This is a genomic window from Paenibacillus sp. RC21, from assembly GCF_044907935.1.
Classification (GTDB): domain Bacteria; phylum Bacillota; class Bacilli; order Paenibacillales; family Paenibacillaceae; genus Paenibacillus; species Paenibacillus terrae_A.
Genome location: NZ_JBIYCS010000004.1, coordinates 294,715 through 318,340 on the forward strand (window position 1 = coordinate 294,715; position 23,626 = coordinate 318,340).

Below are 23,626 nucleotides of genomic sequence, written 5' to 3' on the forward strand. Positions count from 1 at the left end.
TCTCTCGGAAGAGTCGTATCGGCTATTATCCGTTTTGAAAAAAATGTGTTAATCCCCTTTGGAAGAAGCCTTGGCATCCTCGCCTTCACTATGGCTACTGCCGCCCACCACCAGCGTTGTACGCTTGGCGAGTGAGGCCAGCGTATGAGACTCCCATACCTCCAGCATACGTCGTTCGCTCTCGACTACGATTTCCGATACGGCGGTTGCAAGCTCCTCACAAAAAGGATTCGTCTCTGGCTCATGCATCATACCTGGAAAAATCGGATCACATATTTCAATGGCGTGGTATATATCGGCAAGTGTAATATGGTCTGCCGAACGGGTAAGCACATAGCCTCCCTCACGGCCTTCACGTGCTTCTATTAATTCTGCCTGTACAAGTCGCGTCAGCACCCTGCGCACCAAGGTGACCTCACAGTCAATAGAGCGGGCAATAGACCCGCTGGCACAGAGCTCTCCATGCTTTTCCAAATAGACAAGAGCCTTTACCGCCACCCCAAGCCATCTGGGCGTTGCGGTGCGTAGTCTTTTTTCACTATTCAAATGAAATGACACCCCTAAGCTGTAGAAACTTCGTTGAATGCATTGTACGTGAAGTCAGAAGTAAGTTCAAGCCTGAAGGCTGGAATCTCCTGTAGCACAAGCGCTCAAAGTAAAATAACTTAGCCGCACTTCGCCACTCAACCACAGGTACACATCACGTGAACCTGAGACTGTACCCAGTGCTTCGGAGAGCGTCATCCATGCTTGCGCTCCTCCCGTATGGCCAACGTTTATACGTGCTGCAACTTCGCTGTCCGGCGTATCCAAACAAAGCTCAATTGCTGCATCGCTACTATTGCCTGACACGCGGCATTGAAGTTCAACCGCGCTCACCGTATCTAATTCTACGCCATGAAAGGCAATCCAGCCGGGACGTTGAGGTGAACGCGGACGTACACAGGCCTCCTTTTGCTCCTTGCTTTCATCCAGCAGGATACGGGAACAATCATCAAAGTTTTCGGCGCGAATGCTTTGTTCGGCTTGACGGGGCGGAATAACTTCACCTCTAACGTTCACAGGGTGCTCCAGCCGGATATCCGCTGAAGAAGCACCTGCCAGCAAGGTGTACTCGCCAGCTTCAACGCAATAGCGATCCCGTGTGACATCCCAAATCGCCCAATCCTTCACTCGCATTGTAAAAGAAATCGTTCGCGTCTCCCCCGGCTCCAAGCGGATGCGTTGAAATCCACACAACGTCTTCAATGCTCGCTTTACTCGCGAAGCTCCGGGCCGTACATATAGCTGTACAACCTCCTCCCCAGCAGCTATGCCCTGATTCGTAACGTCCACCCATACATTCAGGGTATCCGTGGCATCCAGGGCACCAAAAGAGTTCACACGACCTTCGGGGACGGACCTGTCGTTTGAATCGGGCGCTTGGGCATCTGTGCGCAGATGGCTGTACTCAAATGGCGAATACGTCAAACCGTGGCCGAACACGTATAAAGGTTCACCTTCAAAATATTGATAGGTACGTCCGCCGCGAATAATATCGTAATCTTTGATATTACCCAATTGATCCTCCGCTTGATACCATGTCATATTCAAACGACCCGCTGGCGCGTAATCCCCAAACAGCACATCCGCTACTGCCGTGCCATGCTCTTGCCCGGCATGAGACGTGTACACGATCGCTGGAATATGCTCCTGTACCCAAGGGATGGCAAACGGATAGCTGCCCGTCAGAACCACGATCGTATTAGGGTTAACCCGATACACTTCCTCGATGAGCCGCTGCTGGGAAGCTGCCAACTCCAAGCCCGGACGGTCATTCTCTTCCTTACCGTTAATCAGCGGGTGATTGCCGACGAATACAATCACTGTATCTGCAGCTTGCGCAGTGGCTATTGCTTCCACTAAACCATCCGACACCGTCTCTACCCGGAATGTTGTATGGTCCTGGTTAGCGGCTTCCGTTACCTTCAATGAACCCTCTGTCCCTGTGATCACAGGCTTGCCGTTCCATGTTGTCCACAGATGCTCCCCTTTTTCAACAGGAGTCAGTCCAAAGACTTCTTTGACATACCAGCCATACGCTTCCTCAGCTGTCACACGAAGCGTTTCCTCATCGCTCGTCACATAGGTACCCAGGCGCTCGTCGGTCAACGTGACGCTGCCGTAGCCCCAATCGTTCACGGTCAAAACCGTTGGTTCGGCATCATGGGACAACCGCATGTCACCGAAGGAATCAACTGTAAGCTTCGCTCCGTCAGCCGCCGCCGCGAAGGTCACGCGATCCTTGGCATCGCGGTATATGACGCGCTCCTGGGCGTCTTCGGTTTCCAGCTTGGCGCGAATCGCTTCAAGCGGTGTCACAAAATATGGAAGCGTGCCGGAATACCAGTCGCGGTACACCTCATTGCCGAGCGCCCCGATCACCGCCACCTTGCCGCACCCCGCAGGGTCCAGCGGCAGGAGCGAACGCTCATTTTTCAACAGTACGATCTGCTCTCTCGCTGCACGCAACGACAGTTCACGGGCTTGCTCTGTCATCAAGACCTCTTCCCCGACCAAGGCATAGGGATTGTCTGTCGCCGGATCAAATTCCCCGAGACGAAAGCGAACACGAAATGTATGGAACAACGCCTGATCCAGGTCCGTTTCTTGCAGCGTTCCTTGCGCCAAGGCATCACGAATGGCCTGCTTGGACAAATCCGCATCATCTGTAATGCTGTCGATCCCCGCGCGAATAGATTCAGCCACACCCGGTGTGTGGGAGTCATAATACTGATGGTCCTTTACGATTCCCATCACATCACCAGCATCACTGACGACAAAGCCGTCCATTCCCCATTCGTCCCTGACAATATCATTAACACCGTGGTACAACGTAGCAGGCGTTCCATTAATCAGGTTATAAGAGGTCATCATGGACTGGGCTTTGCCTTCCGTAAAAGGCTTCTCGAAGGCTTTCAGATAGTATTCACGAAGGTTTCGCGGGTCTATGCTGGAGGAATCACTTCCCCGGTCCACCTCGTTATTGTTTCCGAGGAAATGCTTTAATGTCGCAACCGCTTTCAAATATACCGGATGATCGCCCTGTATGCCTTTGACCAATTCCTTCGCCAGTTCTCCCGTCAAATACGGGTCTTCTCCATACGCTTCCTCATTACGCCCCCAGCGCGGATCACGCTCCATATCTACGGTTGGTGCCCATAACGTCAGTCCGTTTAGAGCCGGGTCACGGCGGTAGTACACACGCGCTTCATCCGAAATAACCGAGCCGACTTGTCGCATCAGTTCCGTATCCCACGTACAAGCCAACCCCACAGGCTGCGGAAATGAAGTCGCCTCTCCTAACCAGGCTATACCATGTGCTGCTTCCGTACCATGCTTGTATGCGGGGACTCCCAATCGTTCAATGGCAGGCTGATATTGCAGCATGGAATCAATCTTTTCCTCCAAGGTTAGCCGAGACACCAAATCCCGTACACGTTCGTCCAGATGAAGCTTCGGATTTTGAAAAAGATATTCTAGATCCGTTGTTTCATGACTCATATCCGTCATCTCCTTGTCTCCATTTAAAATATCATAAAAGGCCGTTATGAAAGCGTTTTAATATATCATAGCGAAAAAGGAGTACCCCGGCAACAATTGCTGTTGCTCACCATTTGGTGTCTTTCCTCAATCAATACCGAATAGACCAGTGTCGCCAATGGCGTGGATATCGGTGTTTGTTAGGACATGAGCTTATAATCACGAATTGTAGCTTCGTCCGCGCCTTCTACAGAACCATTCAGGAAGCTCTTAGCCAATGTACCTGGTTAGTAACAGTGTGTAAATTAAAAAAATTGTATATTTTCTTCAATAAATAAAGCAAAAAACAAAGCAAAAAATAATATTTTTTGGTATAATCAGGATATATAATCAAAGGAGGAAGGGTTTATGAAAAATACCGGAATGACACGGCCTCTGGATCAATTGGGGCGAATCGTGCTTCCCAAGGAAATGCGCACCACGATGGATATCAATATTGGTGATTCGCTCGAATTTTTCGTGAATGAAGAAGGATTTGTATTAAGGAAATATACAGGTGTATCCTGCAAATTTTGCGGCGCAGTTGATCATTTGACTTATTTTCGTGATAGCTTTATTTGCGCCGATTGCATTCAGGTATTAAAGACAGAGGAAAATGTACATCCCACCAGCACCGAAGCCATCCAGGCTCAAGAACATACCAAGCCGGTTCGTAACCATACAACCTGGCAGCCTAAACAATCCAGAGTCCAGCAAGGAGAAATGGTAAAAAAGCTCCGAAAGCTGATTCAGGAACATCCCAACCTGCCGCAAAAGGTATATGCCGAAATGCTCGATATCTCACAAGGCCGGGTGTCCCAACTGAAAAAGCTGCTTTAAATTATTCAGTAATTTATTACAAAACATACTCAGATCCAATGGATTGCCATCCTATTTGTTTTCCGTCAAATATTCGATCGTCAGGTGTAGAATAAGGAGCGTATTCGTTGATGTGTTCCTAACTTTCACCTGACTTTTTTGTGCGTTCTCCCCCTGTCGACGTGACAATAATCACATACTCTCTATCCATCCATATATACAATATATAGACCGAAACAATTGTTTAGTACACGATATCGTCAATATATTGTTTTTTGGAGAATAATATATATTTTACTATATGGAGGTTTTTGCAATGAAAGTGTTGGAGGAACATCAATTATACAGCATCGGCGAGCGGGTCATTGGGGCACAAGACTTGGACATGCTGCGGGAGAATGCAAATTTGAATGGAGAGTCGTTCAGTGGAAAAATGAGTAAGCTCGGCTCCGAGTACGCCAAATGGTATGCGCGACTACGTGTGCTTCCGCCTGAACTGACAGACGCTATCGACCACGGATATGTGTATGTTCACGATTTGGACCAATATGTGCTCGGGACTACGAACTGTATCTTTATACCTTTTGGTCGTTTGTTGCAAGATGGTTTTAATACAGGCAATGGCTCTGTGCGCACACCACAAACCATTATGTCTGCTATGGCACTGGTGGCTATTATATTTCAGTCTCAGCAAAACAGCCAATTTGGAGGTGTCTCTGCCAATAAAATAGACTGGGACCTTGCTCCTTTCGTGGCCCGGTCCTTCCGCAAGCATCTGCGAAAGGGACTCCGTCTGTTCGGAGAAGAAATAGAACCCACCCTGCCTGATGACGAATTACATATAGCCAGCAGCCTATTACAGGAGGTCTGCCCTCGTTCATACGCATTCGCACGTGAAGAAACGGAGACGGAGACCCGCCAGGCCGCTGAATCCCTTATTCATAACCTGAATACCATGAGCAGTCGGGCAGGCGGGCAAATTCCGTTCACATCACTGAATTACGGTATGTGTACTTCTGCTGAAGGGCGGCTTGTTACGCAATCATTGCTGGAGGCCACTATTCGTGGCCTGGGCAGCGGGGAAACCCCTATTTTCCCACAGCATATTTTCCAATGCAAAAAAGGAATTAATCAGGCCGAAGGCGATATCAACTATGACTTATTCATGCGGGCAGTAGAATGCTCCAGCAAACGTATGTATCCCAATTTTGTCAATGTGGATGCTACCTTCAACCTGCCCTATTACCGCGCAGATGATCCGGATACCATTATTGCGACGATGGGCTGCCGTACCCGCACCTTTGCTGACCGTTTCGGCAGAAACCGTCAAAGCGGCAAGGGTAATCTCTCATTCAATACGATTAATCTGGTGCGTCTTGGCATTGAGTACGGTATTTGCACAGGCAAGCGCAAGATACCTGACCGGGATGGCTTTGATACCAGATTGGAAGAGGTTATGCGCATTGCCGTGGACGGACTGATCCATCGCTACCATATACAGACCAGCCAGCCGGCAAAAGCCTCAGACTTTATGATGCGCGAAGGGGTATGGGAAGGCGGAGAAAAGCTGGAGCCGGATGAAAAAGTGGGCAACGTACTGAAGCACGGTACGCTGTCGGTCGGGTTTATCGGGTTAGCCGAATGCATGAAGGCACTGTATGGCAAGCACCACGGAGAGGATGACGCTGTATACCGTGAAGCACAGCGAATCATAGCTTCTATGCGTGTCTACTGCGACCGTATGAGTGAATTGCATGATCTTAACATTACACTATTCGCTACGCCTGCCGAGGGTCTATCCGGCAAGTTCACGTTGCTGGATCAGCGTGATTTTGGAATTATTCCCGAGGTAAATGATCGAGAATACTACACGAACTCTTTCCACATTCCTGTGTATTACACGCTCCCGGCTGCCCGTAAAATCAGCCTCGAAGCCCCATTTCATAATCTGTGCAACGCTGGTGCGATTTCGTACATCGAGTTGGATGGTAATGCGCGGAATAACCCGGAGGCGTTTCTTAAAATTGTACAATACGCGCTCCATCAGAACATTGGGTACTTCTCCATCAATCATCCGGTAGACCGCTGCACGGAATGCGGCTACGAGGGCATTATCGGGACAAGCTGTCCCGAATGCGGTGCTGATGAAGAACATACGCATTTTCAGCGCTTGCGCCGGGTAACCGGATATCTGACAGGTGATTATACCGTTCGCTTCAACGCCGCGAAGCAGGCTGAGGTGCGTGACCGGGTGAAGCATCGGTGAATTTGTGCGGCTACATTCCGGAATCTCTGAACGAAGGGCATGGCCTGCGTACCGTCGTATTCATTAGCGGTTGCCGCCATGCCTGCCCCGGCTGCTTCAATCCCTCGTCATGGAGCTTCCGCGCAGGTGAACCGTTCACACTGGAGCGACAGCAGGAAGTCATCCGTGACATCGCAGATAATCCACTGCTGGACGGGTTAACCCTTTGCGGCGGAGACCCTTTTTTCTCGGCATCGGAATGCACGCAGTTTGTGCGCGACTTCCGCGCTGCCTGCCCTGACCGAACCGTGTGGGCCTATACGGGCTTTGACTATGAGGAGCTGCTTACGGATCAGGCCCGCCGGGAGCTGGCGCTGCTGTGCGATGTGATTGTGGACGGTCCTTTTGTAGAACAGCAAAAGGATCTGACCCTTCCCTTCCGGGGCAGCCGCAATCAACGACTGGTGGATGTGAAGGCCAGCATTCAGGCAGGATCTATAGTTACATTAGCCTAAGGCGATGTTATACTCGCATGAGATACTACACCCTAAGACAAATCCTTTCCTTATGGAGAGGGCTTGTCTTTTTTTGCATGTAGTTCATTTTAGATTTAAACAGAGTTTATATTGCGTATCCTGCAAGTTTCACTTATGATGGTGAACAAGTATACGAGTGCATAATTATTCGTCATACCATAATCGCATAGCTTGGAGATAGGTGTCTGTTCTATTCAGTACAGGCTTAAAAGGGAAGCTGGTGCAAGTCCGGCGCGGTCCCGCCACTGTAAACGGGGAATTTTCAGCTGTTGATACACCCACTGGTCCACAGACCGGGAAGGAGCGCTGAAAGTCATGATCCGTAAGTCAGGAGACCTGCCTATTTCAACAACATCGCAAGTACCTACGGGAGATAGGGAGGTGTTAAGAGCAGTCGCCGAATTTTCATTTTTTAAATAACGGAGGCATTCTTTCCCCTACTCATTTTTAACCCCGGGGAGGAATGTCTTTTTTTGTACGCAAAAATAAACTGGCTACCAGCCTGGGAGGAAAAGTACATGTCATTTACCGAATTGCCTGAGTTGTCCGGCTTGATCAGCAGTAACCTGGGATATCCGCGTATCGGAGGAAACCGGGAATGGAAGAAAGCACTGGAACGCTTCTGGAACGGCAGCATGGATGAAAGCGAATTGCATACCGAGATGAAACGATTGCGATTGGAGCATCTGAGCAAGCAGCGCGACAAGGGAATCGATCGAATTCCGGTCGGAGACTTTTCCTATTACGATCACATGCTTGATACATCCGTGATGTTCGGTCTGGTGCCGGAACGGTTCAACTACCGTCCCGATGGGCCTGTTCCTCTGTCCGTCTATTTCGGGATAGCCCGTGGACAAAAGGGTGCCACCGCCAGTGAAATGACCAAATGGCTGAATACCAATTACCACTACATCGTACCGGAATTGGCAAATGCAACTCCGGTGTTCACCGAGAATAAGCCGTTGCAGGCTTATCGTGAAGCGAAACAGGAACTAGGAATTGAAGGTAAACCCGTCATTATCGGTCCTTATTCGTTCGTTGCTCTGTCCAAAGGCTATGACCGTAAGGATTTGGCCGCGATCATACGAAGCTTCCTGCCACTGTACGCCCGCGTCCTGTCTGAGCTGGCTGCGGAAGGCGTTCAGTGGGTGCAGGTAGATGAGCCTGTCTTGACCACCTCATTCCCGACAGAGGATTTGGACATTATTCAGGAGGCCTATGAGGCTCTGGCCCAAGCTGCTCCATCCTTAAATATCGTGCTGCAAACCTACTTTGGCAGTCTGGATCATTATGAGCGCCTGTCCACGCTCCCGGTACAGGGAATAGGTCTTGATTTTGTGCACGATGATGGCGAAAACCTGGAACATGTGCTACGACATGGCTTCCCCGCAGGGAAAACGCTGGCCGCTGGTGTTATTGACGGGCGCAATATATGGCGCTCCGATCTGAACACCGTAGCTGCGCTGCTTGGACAACTGGCAGAGCAAACCACCGCTGCACAGCTCATCGTGCAGCCATCATGCAGTCTGCTGCATGTGCCAGTCAGTCTGGAAGCAGAGCACAAGCTGGACCGAGAGCTGGTGCAAGCGCTGGCCTTTGCCGATGAAAAGCTGGAAGAAATCGCAGCTTTGACCGCTGCGCTTGGCAAACGCGAACCCTCGGCAATTGCCAAGCTTGAGCAGAGTGCGGACGTGGTAGCCCGCTTCAACAGCTCGGCGGCACGAGTACAGACCGCTACCGATATGGCGGATCTACTGGCGAAAGAGCCGCAGTCACGCAGCGTTCCCTTCGCTGAGCGTCGTGTGATCCAGCAGGACAAGCTGAATCTGCCTCCACTGCCTACGACGACGATTGGCAGCTTCCCGCAAACCGCAGAGGTTCGCAAAGCCCGTCTGCACTATCGCAAAGGGGAATGGTCTGCCGAGCAGTATCGGACGTTCATTCAGCAGCAAATCAAGGAATGGATTGATATCCAGGAGGACATTGGCATTGATGTGCTCGTACACGGGGAATTTGAGCGGACAGACATGGTTGAATTTTTTGGCGAAAAGCTGAAAGGCTTTGCCTTTACACAAAACGGGTGGGTGCAGTCCTACGGCTCCCGGTGTGTTAAACCGCCGATTATATACGGAGACGTGTCGTTCGATCAACCCATGACCGTGGAAGAAACGGCCTTCGCCCAATCGTTGACCTCCAAGCCAGTCAAAGGAATGCTGACAGGTCCGGTAACGATTTTGAACTGGTCCTTCGAACGTAATGATATTCCTCGCAGTCAGGTTGCTTTACAGTTAGCACTGGCCCTGCGTGCAGAGGTAGAAGCACTGGAAAAAGCGGGGATTGGCATGATTCAGGTCGATGAACCCGCGATCCGTGAAGGGCTTCCACTGAAAAAAGAACAGCAGCAAGCCTATCTGGCGTGGGCGGTTCAAGCCTTTCTTGTTACAACAGCAACCGTTGAACCCGCCACCCAAATCCATACGCATATGTGCTATTCCGAATTTCAGGATATGATCCAATCCATCTCCGATATGGATGCCGACGTCATTTCTATTGAAACCTCGCGTAGCCACGGAGAACTGATTGTCAGCTTTGAGGATCAGGTGTATGACAAAGGCATCGGTCTGGGCGTATATGATATCCATAGCCCGCGCATTCCCGATGTGTCAGAAATGCTGAGTATGATACAGCGTGCCCTGCGCGTACTGCCTTCTGATTTATTTTGGGTCAATCCAGACTGTGGCCTGAAAACCCGCACCAAGGATGAATCCGTCGCCGCATTACAGCAAATGGTGCTGGCTGCTCAAGCAGCCAGAGATTCGTTGGCTGTATCCAGCTAATTTCTATAACCCTCCCCTTCCCGGCCCTCTTTTTTCCTAAACGCCGGAAGGGGATTCTATTCCAAATCATATAATGTGTATGCCCCTTGAATATGCTCGGGTGTTCCCTGCTTCATATGTACACCCAAGCCATGCTCTCTATCCCAGGAACAGCTAAAATTCAAATACAGCTCATCCTCTTCCGCTGAGTCTGGAATCAATATAGACACCAGCTGTAACCGTTTCAGCAGTTGTTCCGAGCGTTCCACATAAGGCGCATATTCATCCGGGTCTTCTCCCCATGAGGTATAAGCGCTCCGGTACTTTTCCACTACATCTGCATAGTAATGGTGTATCGCTTCCAGCACACGAGGATGAATGTCTGACCCATGTGCCATATATTGCTCCCATGTCTTTTTTTGCTCCTGCTTAGGCTCTCTTACGGCCTGTGCTTCTTCCTCGGAATCGGCGGACACAATAAACTCTATCTCTACCTCCGAGTCCTGTCCGTAAAAATGGAGTTGTACCGTGCCCCGAAGCACGACTTCCTCTGATACTTCCCAAGTCTCATCATCCTGATCCTGATCCAGCTCCATATACCAGCGTTCCCAATTCATCCTTTACCCCATCCTTTTCATAAGAAATGATCTTTATCTCTATGGACCCTTTTATTTGAGCATTTTGCAACAATCCCAAGAGCGATTTCAAATCAGCAATATATAGATCGGAACGGTTTAGTTCGTCTATCTATTGTACTTTCGAGCGTTGGGAATCGAATGATGCAACATGCTGATTTTACAATTTAACATCCTTAAGAATGAAATTAAAGCAGTTCCTTTTCCGCAAATTCCCCCAAGATTCGGCGTTTTTCTAAATAGAACTACTTTTTTCAGCAGCATTCGCTATCTCATTGACTCTAAAAGCGAAAGAAAACTCCTAAAATGAGCCCGCAGATTTATTTTTAAAATTTTAGTACCTTGCATTAAACAGTACATGATGTTAAATTATACCTGACTACTGATTTATGATTAGTACCTGAAATCTCTTATGTTCAAGCACACATTTCTCCCCCATACTCCAAACGACACCCATGAAGCAATGATAACATCCAGGAAGGGAGCACCGCTCATGAATGTGAACATCCAATTCAAAAAAGGGGTGCTGGAACTGTGCGTTCTTGTTTTAATTGGGCGCAGGGACCGTTACGGCTACGAACTGGCTCAGGCCGTCTCCCGTCATATCGAAGTAGCCGAAGGAGCTTTATATCCGCTGCTTCGCCGTCTGGTATCAGAGGGATACTGTACAACTTATTTACAGGAATCGACCGAGGGACCCCCCCGTAAATATTATCGGCTGACCGATGCAGGCAGCAATTACACGAGAATACTTACACGGGAATGGAATGAATTTGTCCATCATGTCGCAAGCCTACTGAAGGAAGGAAATCCCGATGAATAGAAAACAGTTTCTTACAGAGGTGGAGCAACGTCTCTCCCCTCTCCCCGCAGAGGAACGTAATGAACTGCTTGGTGATTTAAGTCAGCATTTTGACTATGGGTTGGTGAATGGAAAAAGTGAGGCCGAAATTGCCAGCGAATTGGGCAACCCGGAGGATATCGCTCGCGAAGCGCTGGATGATCCCAATGCAACCTGGAATACATCCCCTCCTCCACTTCGCCAGGGAAGCTTCGCACGCAATCTATTTACTTTCTTAGGGCTGTTGTTTCTCAATTTGTTAATCTCCATTCCTGTCTTAGCGTCTTTGTGGGCAGTATGGGTTTCGTTGGCCGCAGCAGCGGTCAGCTTGATAGTGGCCCCCCTTCTTGCTATCGCAGATTATGCGCTGAACGGCAACTTTTATCCCGCTAAATTCTTTTTTTCCATCATGTTGACCGGGATTGGCCTATTGCTGCTGTCTGGAGTACGCTACCTTTTGAACCTTCTGGTCATAGGTACGGTTCGATACTGGAAATGGAATCAGACTACCCTGAGGGGAGCTAACGAGTAACATGAATAAAAAATGGTTTATTGCAGCGGGTCTATGTATCATCATCGGTGTGGCCGGGATGGTAGCCTACGGTGCTCCATGGAACCAACAAGCGATGCAGGAAATAACAGCTATTGATAAAAAATGGACGTTCACACGTGGACAGCTACAGGAACTTAAAGTGAATAGCTCCGATGATGTCTCTATTGTCTTTACTCCCGGTTCCGGCGAGCAGGGCACGATACGCATGAGTGGAGAAGTCCAGACAAAAGTAGCCGACCAGATTCATAATGCCCGTATTGAGAACGGTAAGCTTTCCATTCAATCTGAGCCAGCCCTTTCCTTGGCATTCTTCTCTATCTCTCCTGATTTGAAACAAACGATCACGGTAGAAATGCCCGCTGGTGAAACCCTAAAAGGGCTACAGGCAGATGTACATTCAGGAAGCGTAAACCTCCAGGATGCCTCCATTCAAAACACAAACATCACAGCCACTTCTGGCAATGCCGAGATTTCAAACCTCCAAAGTACCCGCTTGGTCGCCAAGTTAACATCCGGCAGTTTTACGGCTAGTCAGGTTACAGCAAATATGGAATTGCAACTCACTTCAGGGGATGCCAAAATTAACGATTATAGCGGCAATGGTCAAGTTTCCCTGACCTCCGGTATTACGAATATCACACAACGTACCACAGCCAACCTGAAAGTCGATTCAGACTCCGGTGATGTGAGGATTAAGCAGGCCCCTGATTTTAAAGGTATTTATAATGTCCGCTCCGACTCAGGAAGTATAGATACTCCCGAATCCGTTCCCGGCAGTGTGAACGTTATAAAGGTCAAAACGACTTCAGGCGATATTCATATTTCCAAATAGGCCATCATGACCATTGTCAGCGGTCTTCTACTCCAGGTCGCAACTAAGCGAAATAAGCGACCTGGAGTGGAAGTTTGGTTCAGGGAAATTAAATCAGTATAATATAACCATGTGCTTAAATGCACAACTTGTATGTAGCCATAAGGAGGAGACTGGATGGAACTTAAAAATAAAATAGCCATTATTACAGGCGCCACCAAAGGCATTGGTAAAGCCATTGCCGAGGCCTTGGCCAAGGAAGGCGTCAACCTGGGATTAATCTCACGCACACTACCTGACCTGCAAAAGCTGCAAGATTCACTGGGGAGTACATACGGCGTGAAGGTGGTTAGCGCTGTCGCGGATATATCTGATCGCGCACAGGCCGCTGCAGCTGTAGCCTCGCTGGAGCATGAGCTGGGCGCTGTCGATATTTTGATTAACAACGCAGGAATTGCTACATTCGGCACAGTCGCAGACATGGACCCCGAAGAGTGGGAACGCATGATCCGCGTGAATTTGCTGGGAACCTATTATGTCACACACGCGGTTCTTCCGAGCATGCTTGCTCAGCAGAGCGGCAACATTATTAATGTATCCTCTACAGCAGGGGAACGAGGCTTCGCCACAGGCTCGGCGTATTGCGCCTCCAAGTTTGCTTTGATGGGCTTCACGGAGTCACTGATGCAGGAGGTTCGCAAATCCAACATTCGCGTCACCGCGCTGACTCCAAGCACAGTCAATACGGAACTGGCAGCAAATGCAGGTTTGCCGATTGGCGACGAGGACCGCATGCTTCAGCCACAAGATATGGCCGACCTGACATTGGCGGCATTGAAGCTGCCTTCGCGGGTTCAATTAAAAGTAGCCGGTATTTGGACAACCAACCCACAATAATTTGACTCGACATCTTAGATTCATTGGGCTGTACCACGCTCCGGCAGACGTCATTGTTCGTCATGCTGGAGCTTCTTTTTTGTTCATAGCTAATACAATTCAAACTGCAATATACGCGCTTTGTACTTTACAACATACATAACCTACGATTTTTGCACCGATAAGCGCAATTATGAGAGGGGAAATGAATAATGAAAAATACAGGAATGACACGACCATTAGACCATCTGGGCCGCATCGTACTGCCCAAGGAGCTGCGAAATTCTATGAATATCAATATTGGAGATGCCCTTGATTTTTTTATTACATCAGAGGGCCTGATGATCCGTAAATATACAGGGGTATCTTGTTATTTTTGCGGTGCTGTAGATGACCTGAGCTACTTCAGAGATCATCTGATATGCAGCGATTGCATTGAGAAACTAAAGAGCGATAATCCCTCCAGTCATTCAGGCGAAACACGTCCTGCTCAGCCCAAGAAAAGAAGGAATTACAGAAATCAGACTGAGCTCCTGCATAAACTAAAACAGCTCATGGAAAAACACCCTAATGTTTCACAAAAAGAATTGGCCGAGATGCTCGAATTGTCTCAGGGACGTGTGTCACAGCTAAAAAAACTTCTACTTTGAATCGTTCCAATTACCCGCTTTTGATCTCGCCACACAAAAAAAAGAGCCTGTCGGCTCTCGGATCATCATCCTTATGCAATGTCAGACTGCTCCACAACCGGGACCCGATAGGCCAACAAGGACTCTTCAATAACGATGGAAATGAACGTTGTCTCAATCTTCGGCACCAATCCGAGCGCATAGTTCCATGCATTTTCTTCAATTTGCAGCGCAAACCGTTGCCGGGTCCCTAACTCGCTCTCCTGTTCCATAGCATCGGAGAGGTCAGGCAGCTCAGAATCAGCGGCGTGTCCAATCTCATGCGCAAGCACAACCGTAAAGTACTCCTCGACTCGTTCGACGCTGCCAAACATCTGAATACATTGTGTTTCAATCGTGTCCATATACATTGTAATGGTGTGAGCATTCATGGCATATTTGCCCCCAATCAGCCGCCCGCCGGGAAAGCGTTTCTCCAGCTTGACCGTCACACCTATATCAGCCCGTTGCAAAAGCTTAGCGACGATGCGCTCTGCCTGATTTCTTTCCAACTCCGCCTCGCTCCTCGACCTTATGACATGAAAAAGCTGAATTTACTCTAATCATATAGAATAGGAACCCGAATCCGATACTTAAAGCTTTCCATGAACATGATCAAGAATGGAAAGGACAGCCTTGGGGCTTCTTCTGCATATACGGCTTCTCTTGAACTCCGAAATTTGGCTTTACAAGCCGATTATCGTAGGAACTATGAAAAATATGCGTTGTCGCCGGAGATAACGGCGGGATCAGCCATGTCCAATCGCCTGTGAGCGCACGCCCCGCCTGGGCTTCCCGTTCCTCAAACAGCTGGAATTGTGCAGCTGCCGTATGGTGATCGACAATGCTGACTCCCGCTTTTTTAAAAGAATACAGCACAGCACTGTTCAACTCCACCAGCGCCCGATCGCGCCATAACGTCGTTTCGCTTGAGGTATTCAGCCCCATCAGCTCGGCTACCTGCGGCAGTATGTTATAACGGAAGGGATCGGCAAAATTACGCGCACCAATCTCTGTCCCCATATACCAGCCGTTAAAAGGAGCTGCGGTGTAGATGATACCGCCAATCTCCAGCGTCATATCTGAAATCATAGGCACGGCATACCAACGCAAACCCAACGAAGCCAACCCCGGAAGTTCCGGGTGTTCAATAGGTACCTCCTGCACCAAATGTTCGGGAATATCAAACAGCTCAGGAGGCTGTCCACCTGCTTCCACAATCAGCGGCAATACATCAAAGGGAGTCATGGCTCCTTGCCAGCCCATGCGGCGGCATGCATTTGTGAATTCTACCGAGATCGGGTCCCCGATTACTCCTTCAGCGCTCTCATAGCCGGCATACCGAATCAATTGATGATTCCAAATGCGAATATCCGGTTGCCCCGGCTTGGACGAGCGAAACACGGTAAGCGTCGGCTTGATTTTACCGCCATTTGTCCCTATGCGTATATGCTCTAACAGCTCATGAACCACTTCCGCTGTACTTGAAGCCTCGCGGGCATCCCTTACCAGAAGCTTATCCCAAAACAAACGACCGATACAACGATTGCTGTTACGCCAAGCCATCTGTGACCCATGCTCCAGCTCATCATAGGTATGATCATACGTTCCCGAAGTATCTATGTCGTGACGAATATCAAGAAGCCGGGCCTCCGCTTCATCGCGGCTTCGGCCCAGCTCCTCATAACATGTATATATAAACTGCTTCGCTTCACGCAAAAGCTGTTGCTTCACTTCCATACGTACACCCCATCCCGGCAGCTCTCAATACTTATGAGCCAGTTGTCTTTCGCGCCTATCCGTCATTATACTCCAGTGGTGGTCTGGAACCAACGGGATGTGTGTCTTGTTCACCTGATCTTCATATCCATGGCAATCTCTCCCAAAAGCTTATCCCAAATATGCGTTGAGCATCCAGATATGTTTATCCACCGCTTCTCTCAAGCCATTAAGAAGATCCTCAGTCGCTTTGTCATGTGCCGCATCCGCTGCTTCCATGCCGTTAGCCAGCTCAGTAGTGATGGTTTTGAAATCCGTAACCACGGATTTTACCATATCCTCGGCTGTCTGCTCACCTGCTGACTCCTGAATGGCTGACAGTTGCAAATGCTCCTTCAAGGTAGCGGCAGGACGGCCTCCAATGGCCAGCAAACGTTCAGCAATCATATCCAGGTTAGCTGTCGCTTCATTATAAAGCTCTTCAAATTTTGCATGCAGTGTGAAGAAATGAGGTCCTTTTACGTACCAGTGGAAATAATGCAGCTTCGTGTACAACACCGACCAGGTAGCTACCTGACGGTTCAAAGCCTTATGCAATTCTTGAATAACCTCTTGTGTAGGTTGAGCGTTCGTATGATTTAATGTACTCATGTGTAATTCCCCTCTCATCATCCATAGTATAGTTTGAGTGAAGCCTGAATTCCCGTGACATTAGTGTTTGATTAACCTGCAAATCCCATGCGTGATTCCAATAAATACTCAGTAATTAATTTAGACTTAATCTAAATCCTGTTTTAATTATAACATTAGGTCAGTTATTTGCAAGAGCTTATTAGGCCTTAATCATGAAGATTACGTGAAGTGTCATATCCTTTGAAAATTCATTTATCTTTCGTATCGTTCAATACTTGCAACGCAAATTCTATATGCATGCGCGCCCCAAGAATCAAGGCTCGTTCGTCGATATCAAATTGGGGATGGTGCAGCGGATACGCTTGCTGTGTACCTGGTGTGCTTATCCCGATAAAACCGAATACGCCGGGAACCTGCTGTGTATAGAGCGCAAAATCCTCCCCGGCTAAAAAGGGAGCAGCCAGCACTTCCGTACTTTCCACTCCAAAGACTTTCCCTGCCGCGCGCACCGCAGCTTGTACGACCACAGGATTGTTTTGAAGAACCGTTCCTGTCCGTTGCACAATATGTGCGGAGCCGCCATGTAAAGATGCAATACTGTTCGCACGATCCACAATCGCTTGGGTGATCCGTTCAACCGTCTCTGTGCGAAAAGCCCGGAAGGTTCCCGTAATTTCGCTGTGACCTGCGATAACATTTTTGGCGCTGCCTGCTTGCAGTGTACCGAAAGATAGGACAGCCGCTTCCTGCGGATCGATGGCGGTGGACATAAATATTTTAATATCCGTGATGAATTGGGCGGCCATAATTATGGCATCCGAGGAAAGATGGGGCGTGCTATGATGTCCCGAAAGTCCGGCAAACCGGATTGTAAAATGCGAAGAAGCGGCCATAGACGTGTGCCGATGAAATCCAATCGTTCCTACAGGAAGATCCGGCCATACGTGCATGGCAAACACCGTCTTTACATCCTCCAGTACACCAGCCTCGATCATATCCTTTCCTCCACTAATCAGCCTGCCATCCAGGGGAGACACCAATGCCCCCTCCTCCGCTGGCTGAAAAACAAACTTAATCGTACCTCGAACCTGATCTCGATTATGACTGAGCACCTTGGCGGCTCCCAACAGCATCGCTGTATGTGCATCATGACCGCACGCGTGCATGGCTCCGGGTATCGTGGAGATATAATTGGCGGTGTTTTGCTCTGTTACAGGCAAAGCGTCTATATCCGCACGCAGTAGCACCGTATCCCCGGCCTGTGTTCCGCGTAATATACCAACTACTCCTTTACCAAAATGCTTCCCGACTTCTGTCTGTACCTCCAGCCCCCAGCTTTGGAGAAGCTCCGCTATGTACGCAGCCGTCCGTTCCACCTCAAACAAAACTTCCGGGTAACGATGCAATTCCCTTCGAAATGCAATCAAATCCGTTTCCAACGCGTCCGGCACTACAAGACCATCAAAAGCACGAGTCATTATTGAACACTCTCCTAATATCCAATCGGAATATTTGTAGTATATATCCAGCCTAAATGTAGTCTTTATCCCGCAAGCCGTCAACGCGTTATACATAGGTTACATTAATACGAGTATAGAAGATGTTAATTTTGTCTGCTAAAGCACCAGTTCAGCATATATCTCCTTTATATACTCATGAACCCTACCACACGGGGAAAATTGGATGTGATCACCCAACTACACGATTTTCTCATTCCTGGTTATTGACGTTAAAAAATCTGGCTTTCCAAAGTGCTGCTCAATATGTGCTTGCTCACTGGATGACATGGTATAATAGATTAAAAAAAGGTTTGATATAAATGGAAGATTCTCTTGATTTTCGCAAAGATCTTTTTCTTTACGTTTTGAACTTGAAAATTCACATAGAAAACGGAGCAGATAGAATGGTGCTGTGCTGTACAAGCGAAGCGGTCGCTTTTGTCCCCGGATTTCTCCCCTGATTATAAGCTTTGTTCCGGAAATCCGGGGGCGGTGGCGATGGGAAGCACCATCTGTCTGCGGAGTGGCACTATAGGTAACTTTTTAAGATCATCTTATATGATTGGTAAACTGGCTTTTGTTTCTAAAAGGAGCGAATCCATCACAATGGGAGGTGCTGACCATGAACGAGCCTGTACTGAAAAAAGCGATGAATACCTTGGAATTCCTAAGTCAGGATCGGGAAGCCCGTCTTCAATATGAAGCAAGACAACGGTATTTACATGATGAGGCATCCATGATTGAAGGAGCAAAAGAAGAAGGCAAGGCAGAAGGTAAAGCAGAGGGTAAAGCAGAAAGTCGGGCTGAAATTGCACGAAATATGCTCCGTTTAGGCTTAGGTATAGATATTATCGCCAAAGCGTCCGGTTTGTCGGAAGCTGAAATTCGAGCGCTTCAATCATAAAACTGACCACGACAAAAGAGCCGACCCGCAAAAGGGTCGGCTCTACTAATTATTCTCTTATCTCCAAAGGATCCACAATCAAAGGTACAACCTTGCCCGCGTTTACATCAATCAAGCCGTGATCAGTAATTTTCAAAGCCGGGCTGACTGGCAAAGAATGAGTGCTCAGCGACATGATTGGATTGTAATGGCGGTAACCGAGCGACAGCAAGGCAGAACGCAGCTCCTTCACGTGGGCCGCCACCATTTCTAGCGGTCCTTCTGTTAAAATCCCGCCTACGGTTAACGGCAAATGGGACAGCACCTTGCCATTTTCAACTACGCAAAAGCCGCCTTGACTGGAAAGAACCGTATTCGCCGCCAATATCATATCCTGCTTGTTATGCCCTACGACCAGCAAGTTATGGTTATCGTGCGAATACGTGGTTGCCACCGCCCCGCGCTTAATCGTGTCTCCCCCGATCAAACCATAGGCACGGTTACCATTCTTGCCATATCGCTCAAAAGTAGCGATAAGCCCGTGTTCGCTCTGTTCCCACATCAGCTCACCATTCGCCACCTGCTCAGGTGCAATACGTTCGCTCGTAAAGGTCGATCCGTCCTTCACCATCATAATACGGCAATGATGTGTACCATCCGCTACATCCAGCTCTACGGTAAAATCCCGCTCTGTGAGAGGCTTCAGCTTTACACTTTGGTAAAAATGAGGTGGAAAACGGCAGCTTAACGAATCTTGATGATACTCTTCAAATTTATCGAATACCTTTTGCCCATCCTTGTACACCCGCTCTACTTCAAAATGGCTCAGGTCAGACAACAAGACAAAATCAGCTATTTTCCCCGGTGCAATCGTGCCCCGGTCGTGCATACGCATCCGTGTCGCAGGCGTGAACGTAGCGGCATAGATCGCATCCTCAGGCTTCATACCCATCCCAATTGCTTTGCTTACAATATGGTTCAGATGCCCACGCTCTACGAAGGAATCCGGCATCACATCATCCGTTATAAAGCAAAAATGCTGCGCCACGTCTTCCTGAATCAAATACTCCATCACTTCAGGGGTCATGGATTTTTCCTGAATCTCGATGAACATCCCCGCAGCCATACGCGCCTTCATGCCTTCAATGCTTTGGTGGGTATGGTCCGAGCCAATTCCCGCGTAGATCAACTGATGCAGGTCCAGATCAAGCAACTGCGGCGTATGCCCTTCAATGATCAGCTCCGGGTAATGCTCACGAACATGGCGTAAAATACGGTTGGTCTTGCCCTCCGGATCACGAATCACATCCACATAGTTCATAATTTCTCCCAGACAGATCATCTCACCGGTTTGCAACAGTGCGTCAATCTCAGGAATATCAATCTCGCCCCCTGAGGTTTCGAGCGGCGTTGCCGGGACAGAGCTTGGAATACCGTAAAACATATCAGCCACGCAATCCTTGCTGGCCGCCATCATTTCCTGAATGCCTTCCAATCCAAAAACATTCGCCATTTCGTGCGGTTCCGGTACAATCGTCGTCACACCGTTGCGAATGAGTCCATAGGAAAAGGTCGCCGGTGTCACCATTGTGCTTTCAATATGGAGATGAATGTCGATCAGGCCGGGAATCATATATTTCCCGTGCCCTTCTACAATTTCATTCACTTCAAACGACTCCAGGCCACGCTGACCAATATACATAAACTTGCCGTCAAGTATAGCAACATTGCCTTCCTCGAACGTCTTGTAATAGCTGTTATACACTTTAACTTGTAAAATCATTTTGTCTGCACGCATGATGTATCTCCTTCATCGAACCCGCTGATTATTGGACCAGCACCATTTTATCTGCCGGAAAATGCAGGGTAACCCGTTGACCGCTCAGGTACGGCGTGTCCATCTCCTGATTGGCGGTGAAGCTTCCTTTCGCCGTTTCTACCACATACTGATAGCTGCGCCCCAGGTAAGTGCTCACTTTAATGATGCCGGGAAGCTCATTTTCTCCCGTCTCATTGCCTGCTGTGCGGATAACCAAATCATCCGGACGAATAGCCCCCTGGCGGGCACCCGGCTGGACTGTACCCTGATTACGGGCCACACTAAACGAAAGATCGCTTGTACTCAGGCGAATTCGTTCCCCCTCCTCAACGCGTTCGTCAAAGGACAAGAAATTATTGAATCCGATAAAACGGGCGACAAATTCGGTGGTTGGATATTTAAAAATCGTTGATGGCGCATCCAACTGCTCGATATTCCCCTTGTTCATAATCGCAACCCGGTCAGAAATCGAAAAACATTCCTCCTGATCATGCGATACGTATACAGTGGTAATCCCCAATTCCTGTTGAATACGGCGAATTTCTACACGCATATTCACACGCAGGTTTGCATCCAGATTACTCAGCGGTTCATCGAACAGCAGCAGGTCGGGTTCAATCACAAGCGCCCGTGCAATCGCAACACGCTGACGCTGTCCACCAGACAGTTCGCCGGGGAACCGCTTTTCAAAGCCCACCAGACTGACTGTATCCAGCATAGCCATAACACGGCGTTTTATATCATCTTCCTTCACCTTGCGCAGCCGCAGTCCAAAGGCAACATTATCAAAAACGGACAAATGCGGGAAAAGCGCATAGCTTTGAAATACAAAACCGAAATTCCGTTTGTTCACCGGAACCCGGGTGTAATCTTTATCGCCAAACAAAAACGTCCCTTGTTTAGCTTCAAGAAATCCTGCAATCAGACGAAGCGTGGTCGTTTTGCCACATCCACTCGGTCCGAGCAACGAGAGCAATTGCCCCCGTTCGAGCTGCAAATCGAAATCCTGCAAGATCAGTTGGTTATCATAAGCGACCGATACACGATCCAGAGTAAGCAGTGCCATATGGTTGAAGCCTCCATTACCTTTTAGTGAAGTAAGACAATCCCATCAGTCGTTCAATCAAGAACATCAGAATACCGGTCAAAATCATCAGCATTACCGAAATCGCTGCAATCGTCGGGTCAAAATAATTTTCGACGTAGGTCAGCATTTGAATAGGCAGGGTGCTGAATCCCGGTCCTGTCATGAAGACGGAAATGTCGACATTGTTGAATGATTCCAGAAAGGCAATCAGGATAGCCGCAATAATACCCGAACGGATGTTGGGCAGAACCACTTTGAAAAAGGTTTCCAGCCGTCCGGCTCCCAAACTGAGCGCTGCTTCCTCAATCGCAAAATCAAAGTTGGACAAGCTGGACGCAATGACCCGTATAATGAACGGCAGCATAATTACCGTATGTCCGATCAACAGTCCTGCGTATACCGGCAAATGATAAACAATGATCAGATAACGCAGCAGTGTAAAGCCCAGCACAATACCCGGTATGAGCAGCGGGGAGAGGAACAAGGCATTCAGCGCATCCTTCCCGTAAAACGAAAAACGACTAAGCGCATAAGCGGCAGGCATGCCGATCAGCAGCGCCAAAATGTTACCCAGCAGAGAGACGACAATCGACGTTTTGAATGTGGACATAAACAGATCCACTTCAAAAATATTTTGATACCAGCGCAAGGAAAAGCCCTGCGGAGGAAATTTTAATACCGTGCCCGGCTCGAAAGAAGTGACCGATATGATCAACAGCGGACCGAGCAGAAAGACGAAGACCAGCAGGCTAAAGAAGCCTAGTCCGTAATGTTTCTCCCGCATATCCACCTACCCCTTCGGATTGAGTTTATGGGCCGCCTTATTTAAGAGACCGACCACGATAAATGTAATGACAATCATAATCGTTGCAATAACGGAGGCAAGAAACCAGTCATTCAGCGTCATTGCGTTCTGATACAAAAATGTAGCAATGACGCGCTGTTTTCCTCCAAGTAGTGCTGGTGTCGTATAAGCCGTCAAGCTGCCCACGAAAACGAGAATGCTTCCGATAATCAGGCCCGGCACAGACAGAGGAAATACAATTTTACGGAATGCGCTGAATTTGGAGGCACCGAGACTCTGAGCTGCATGGACGAGATCACCGTCGATATTTTCGAGTACACCAATCAGTGAAATAATCATCAGCGGTAAAAACAAATGCACCAGACCAATAATCATCGCCGCCGGGGTATACAAAATATTGAGCGGCTCATCAACGAGTCCTAAACCGATGAGCACGTTATTCAACAGCCCTTTGCGACCCAAAATGACCATCCAGCTAAATGACCGCACCACCGGACTGGTCAGCAAGGGAAAGATAGCCAGCGCCAGCAAAATCCCTTTGCGGCGCGGGGCCTTTTGCGAAATATAATAAGCCGTCGGGAAGCCGAGTAGCACGCATACGAGCGTCGTAACGATACTGACTTCCAGCGTAGTCAGCAATATTTTCAGAAAATAAGGGTCCTTGAAGAAATGGAGATAGCCTTCTAGGGTGAATGAGCTGTTCTGTACGAAGGTCGAGCCGATCGTTAACACAATCGGAATGACCATGAACACCGCCAGAAAGAGCAGACCTGGCAGCAGCAGCCAATACAAGTATGTTTTCTTCATGGGTAGCTCCTTG

20 protein-coding genes, 2 pseudogenes and 1 riboswitch are annotated in these 23,626 nt (G+C 48.6%); of the genes and pseudogenes, 10 read left to right on the top strand and 12 right to left on the bottom strand.

What is annotated here, in order from left to right:
- Positions 1-48 precede the first annotated feature (48 nt).
- From ABIA61_RS14905 to ABIA61_RS14915, 3 genes and pseudogenes are all read right to left on the bottom strand, one after another.
- Positions 49-546 (bottom strand): Rrf2 family transcriptional regulator, encoded by a 498-nt coding sequence (locus tag ABIA61_RS14905; protein ID WP_283653688.1) that lies wholly within the window; start codon positions 544-546, stop codon positions 49-51.
- A 66-nt stretch (positions 547-612) separates the two neighbouring features.
- Positions 613-3,543 carry a glycoside hydrolase family 3 C-terminal domain-containing protein gene (locus ABIA61_RS14910; protein ID WP_283653689.1) on the bottom strand — a complete coding sequence of 977 codons (2,931 nt, stop codon included), beginning with the start codon at positions 3,541-3,543 and terminating at the stop codon, positions 613-615.
- A 135-nt stretch (positions 3,544-3,678) separates the two neighbouring features.
- Positions 3,679-3,809, bottom strand: a pseudogene (locus ABIA61_RS14915) (DUF7916 family protein); the annotation flags it as partial.
- 121 nt (positions 3,810-3,930) lie between these two features.
- On the opposite strand from ABIA61_RS14915, the gene ABIA61_RS14920 reads away from it, so the two are divergent.
- From ABIA61_RS14920 to metE, 4 genes are all read left to right on the top strand, one after another.
- A complete protein-coding gene (locus ABIA61_RS14920) occupies positions 3,931-4,401 on the top strand; it encodes an AbrB/MazE/SpoVT family DNA-binding domain-containing protein (RefSeq protein WP_014278591.1) in 471 nt (156 codons plus the stop codon).
- A gap of 295 nt (positions 4,402-4,696) precedes the next feature.
- The gene (locus tag ABIA61_RS14925; RefSeq protein WP_283653690.1) at positions 4,697-6,646 is read left to right on the top strand and encodes an anaerobic ribonucleoside triphosphate reductase; all 1,950 of its coding nucleotides are present in this window, start codon (positions 4,697-4,699) and stop codon (positions 6,644-6,646) included.
- Positions 6,643-7,140: an anaerobic ribonucleoside-triphosphate reductase activating protein gene (gene nrdG / locus ABIA61_RS14930; RefSeq protein WP_283653691.1), complete on the top strand. Its 498-nt coding sequence runs from the start codon at positions 6,643-6,645 to the stop codon at positions 7,138-7,140. Before ABIA61_RS14925 ends, nrdG begins: the two co-directional genes overlap by 4 nt.
- 183 nt (positions 7,141-7,323) lie before the next feature.
- Positions 7,324-7,519, top strand: a riboswitch (cobalamin riboswitch).
- A 160-nt stretch (positions 7,520-7,679) separates the two neighbouring features.
- Positions 7,680-9,998, top strand: coding sequence for a 5-methyltetrahydropteroyltriglutamate--homocysteine S-methyltransferase (gene metE / locus ABIA61_RS14935; protein WP_404580936.1), 2,319 nt, complete (start codon positions 7,680-7,682; stop codon positions 9,996-9,998).
- Positions 9,999-10,054: 56 nt separating this feature from the next.
- Here the strand turns inward: metE and ABIA61_RS14940 are convergent, their stop codons facing one another.
- Entirely contained in the window at positions 10,055-10,594 is a 540-nt protein-coding gene (locus ABIA61_RS14940; protein ID WP_404580938.1) for a DUF6985 domain-containing protein, read from the bottom strand.
- A 511-nt stretch (positions 10,595-11,105) separates the two neighbouring features.
- Between ABIA61_RS14940 and ABIA61_RS14945 the strand changes: the two genes are divergently transcribed.
- The 5 genes from ABIA61_RS14945 to ABIA61_RS14965 all read left to right on the top strand — a co-directional run bounded on the left by ABIA61_RS14945 (position 11,106) and on the right by ABIA61_RS14965 (position 14,343).
- Positions 11,106-11,435, top strand: a complete 330-nt coding sequence (locus ABIA61_RS14945; RefSeq protein WP_044644363.1) for a PadR family transcriptional regulator — start codon at positions 11,106-11,108, stop codon at positions 11,433-11,435.
- On the top strand, positions 11,428-11,985 hold the full coding sequence (locus ABIA61_RS14950; protein ID WP_283653694.1) for a DUF1700 domain-containing protein: 558 nt from the start codon (positions 11,428-11,430) through the stop codon (positions 11,983-11,985). The genes ABIA61_RS14945 and ABIA61_RS14950 overlap by 8 nt, the downstream gene beginning before the upstream one ends.
- Position 11,986: 1 nt before the next feature.
- A complete protein-coding gene (locus tag ABIA61_RS14955; RefSeq protein WP_283653695.1) occupies positions 11,987-12,838 on the top strand; it encodes a DUF4097 family beta strand repeat-containing protein in 852 nt (283 codons plus the stop codon).
- Positions 12,839-12,994: 156 nt separating this feature from the next.
- Positions 12,995-13,714 (top strand): 3-ketoacyl-ACP reductase, encoded by a 720-nt coding sequence (locus ABIA61_RS14960; protein ID WP_283653696.1) that lies wholly within the window; start codon positions 12,995-12,997, stop codon positions 13,712-13,714.
- 191 nt (positions 13,715-13,905) lie between these two features.
- Positions 13,906-14,343 carry an AbrB/MazE/SpoVT family DNA-binding domain-containing protein gene (locus ABIA61_RS14965; RefSeq protein WP_283653697.1) on the top strand — a complete coding sequence of 146 codons (438 nt, stop codon included), beginning with the start codon at positions 13,906-13,908 and terminating at the stop codon, positions 14,341-14,343.
- A 71-nt stretch (positions 14,344-14,414) separates the two neighbouring features.
- On the opposite strand, the gene ABIA61_RS14970 is transcribed toward ABIA61_RS14965, so the two are convergent.
- The 4 genes from ABIA61_RS14970 to ABIA61_RS14985 all read right to left on the bottom strand — a co-directional run bounded on the left by ABIA61_RS14970 (position 14,415) and on the right by ABIA61_RS14985 (position 18,191).
- A complete protein-coding gene (locus ABIA61_RS14970; RefSeq protein ID WP_283653698.1) occupies positions 14,415-14,873 on the bottom strand; it encodes a hypothetical protein in 459 nt (152 codons plus the stop codon).
- A 103-nt stretch (positions 14,874-14,976) separates the two neighbouring features.
- Positions 14,977-16,101, bottom strand: coding sequence for a nitric oxide synthase oxygenase (locus tag ABIA61_RS14975; RefSeq protein WP_404519370.1), 1,125 nt, complete (start codon positions 16,099-16,101; stop codon positions 14,977-14,979).
- Between the two features lie 150 nt (positions 16,102-16,251).
- Positions 16,252-16,731: a Dps family protein gene (locus ABIA61_RS14980; RefSeq protein WP_283653700.1), complete on the bottom strand. Its 480-nt coding sequence runs from the start codon at positions 16,729-16,731 to the stop codon at positions 16,252-16,254.
- 230 nt (positions 16,732-16,961) lie between these two features.
- Positions 16,962-18,191 carry a M20 metallopeptidase family protein gene (locus ABIA61_RS14985; RefSeq protein ID WP_404580939.1) on the bottom strand — a complete coding sequence of 410 codons (1,230 nt, stop codon included), beginning with the start codon at positions 18,189-18,191 and terminating at the stop codon, positions 16,962-16,964.
- A 583-nt stretch (positions 18,192-18,774) separates the two neighbouring features.
- On the opposite strand from ABIA61_RS14985, the pseudogene ABIA61_RS14990 reads away from it, so the two are divergent.
- Positions 18,775-19,116, top strand: a pseudogene (locus tag ABIA61_RS14990) (Rpn family recombination-promoting nuclease/putative transposase); the annotation flags it as partial.
- Positions 19,117-19,165: 49 nt separating this feature from the next.
- Here the strand turns inward: ABIA61_RS14990 and ABIA61_RS14995 are convergent.
- Genes ABIA61_RS14995 through ABIA61_RS15010 form a run of 4 tightly spaced genes read right to left on the bottom strand, consistent with a single transcriptional unit; the run spans position 19,166 to position 23,613 of the window.
- Positions 19,166-20,893, bottom strand: coding sequence for an adenine deaminase C-terminal domain-containing protein (locus ABIA61_RS14995; RefSeq protein WP_404580940.1), 1,728 nt, complete (start codon positions 20,891-20,893; stop codon positions 19,166-19,168).
- A 28-nt stretch (positions 20,894-20,921) separates the two neighbouring features.
- On the bottom strand, positions 20,922-21,980 hold the full coding sequence (locus ABIA61_RS15000) for an ABC transporter ATP-binding protein (RefSeq protein WP_404580941.1): 1,059 nt from the start codon (positions 21,978-21,980) through the stop codon (positions 20,922-20,924).
- 16 nt (positions 21,981-21,996) lie between these two features.
- Entirely contained in the window at positions 21,997-22,785 is a 789-nt protein-coding gene (locus tag ABIA61_RS15005; protein ID WP_404580942.1) for an ABC transporter permease, read from the bottom strand.
- Between the two features lie 6 nt (positions 22,786-22,791).
- Entirely contained in the window at positions 22,792-23,613 is an 822-nt protein-coding gene (locus ABIA61_RS15010; protein ID WP_283653704.1) for an ABC transporter permease, read from the bottom strand.
- Positions 23,614-23,626 lie beyond the last annotated feature (13 nt).

What these genes read in the sequence shown, in the direction of transcription:
- ABIA61_RS14910 (WP_283653689.1), bottom strand. Translation starts at nt 3,543, where the DNA reads ATGAGTCATGAAACAACGGATCTAGAATATCTTTTTCAAAATCCGAAG.
- ABIA61_RS14920 (WP_014278591.1), top strand. Translation starts at nt 3,931, where the DNA reads ATGAAAAATACCGGAATGACACGGCCTCTGGATCAATTGGGGCGAATC.
- ABIA61_RS14925 (WP_283653690.1), top strand. Translation starts at nt 4,697, where the DNA reads ATGAAAGTGTTGGAGGAACATCAATTATACAGCATCGGCGAGCGGGTC.
- metE (WP_404580936.1), top strand. Translation starts at nt 7,680, where the DNA reads ATGTCATTTACCGAATTGCCTGAGTTGTCCGGCTTGATCAGCAGTAAC.
- ABIA61_RS14940 (WP_404580938.1), bottom strand. Translation starts at nt 10,594, where the DNA reads ATGAATTGGGAACGCTGGTATATGGAGCTGGATCAGGATCAGGATGAT.
- ABIA61_RS14945 (WP_044644363.1), top strand. Translation starts at nt 11,106, where the DNA reads ATGAATGTGAACATCCAATTCAAAAAAGGGGTGCTGGAACTGTGCGTT.
- ABIA61_RS14950 (WP_283653694.1), top strand. Translation starts at nt 11,428, where the DNA reads ATGAATAGAAAACAGTTTCTTACAGAGGTGGAGCAACGTCTCTCCCCT.
- ABIA61_RS14955 (WP_283653695.1), top strand. Translation starts at nt 11,987, where the DNA reads ATGAATAAAAAATGGTTTATTGCAGCGGGTCTATGTATCATCATCGGT.
- ABIA61_RS14960 (WP_283653696.1), top strand. Translation starts at nt 12,995, where the DNA reads ATGGAACTTAAAAATAAAATAGCCATTATTACAGGCGCCACCAAAGGC.
- ABIA61_RS14965 (WP_283653697.1), top strand. Translation starts at nt 13,906, where the DNA reads ATGAAAAATACAGGAATGACACGACCATTAGACCATCTGGGCCGCATC.
- ABIA61_RS14975 (WP_404519370.1), bottom strand. Translation starts at nt 16,101, where the DNA reads ATGGAAGTGAAGCAACAGCTTTTGCGTGAAGCGAAGCAGTTTATATAT.
- ABIA61_RS14980 (WP_283653700.1), bottom strand. Translation starts at nt 16,731, where the DNA reads ATGAGTACATTAAATCATACGAACGCTCAACCTACACAAGAGGTTATT.
- ABIA61_RS14985 (WP_404580939.1), bottom strand. Translation starts at nt 18,191, where the DNA reads ATGACTCGTGCTTTTGATGGTCTTGTAGTGCCGGACGCGTTGGAAACG.
- ABIA61_RS14995 (WP_404580940.1), bottom strand. Translation starts at nt 20,893, where the DNA reads ATGCGTGCAGACAAAATGATTTTACAAGTTAAAGTGTATAACAGCTAT.
- ABIA61_RS15000 (WP_404580941.1), bottom strand. Translation starts at nt 21,980, where the DNA reads ATGGCACTGCTTACTCTGGATCGTGTATCGGTCGCTTATGATAACCAA.
- ABIA61_RS15005 (WP_404580942.1), bottom strand. Translation starts at nt 22,785, where the DNA reads ATGCGGGAGAAACATTACGGACTAGGCTTCTTTAGCCTGCTGGTCTTC.
- ABIA61_RS15010 (WP_283653704.1), bottom strand. Translation starts at nt 23,613, where the DNA reads ATGAAGAAAACATACTTGTATTGGCTGCTGCTGCCAGGTCTGCTCTTT.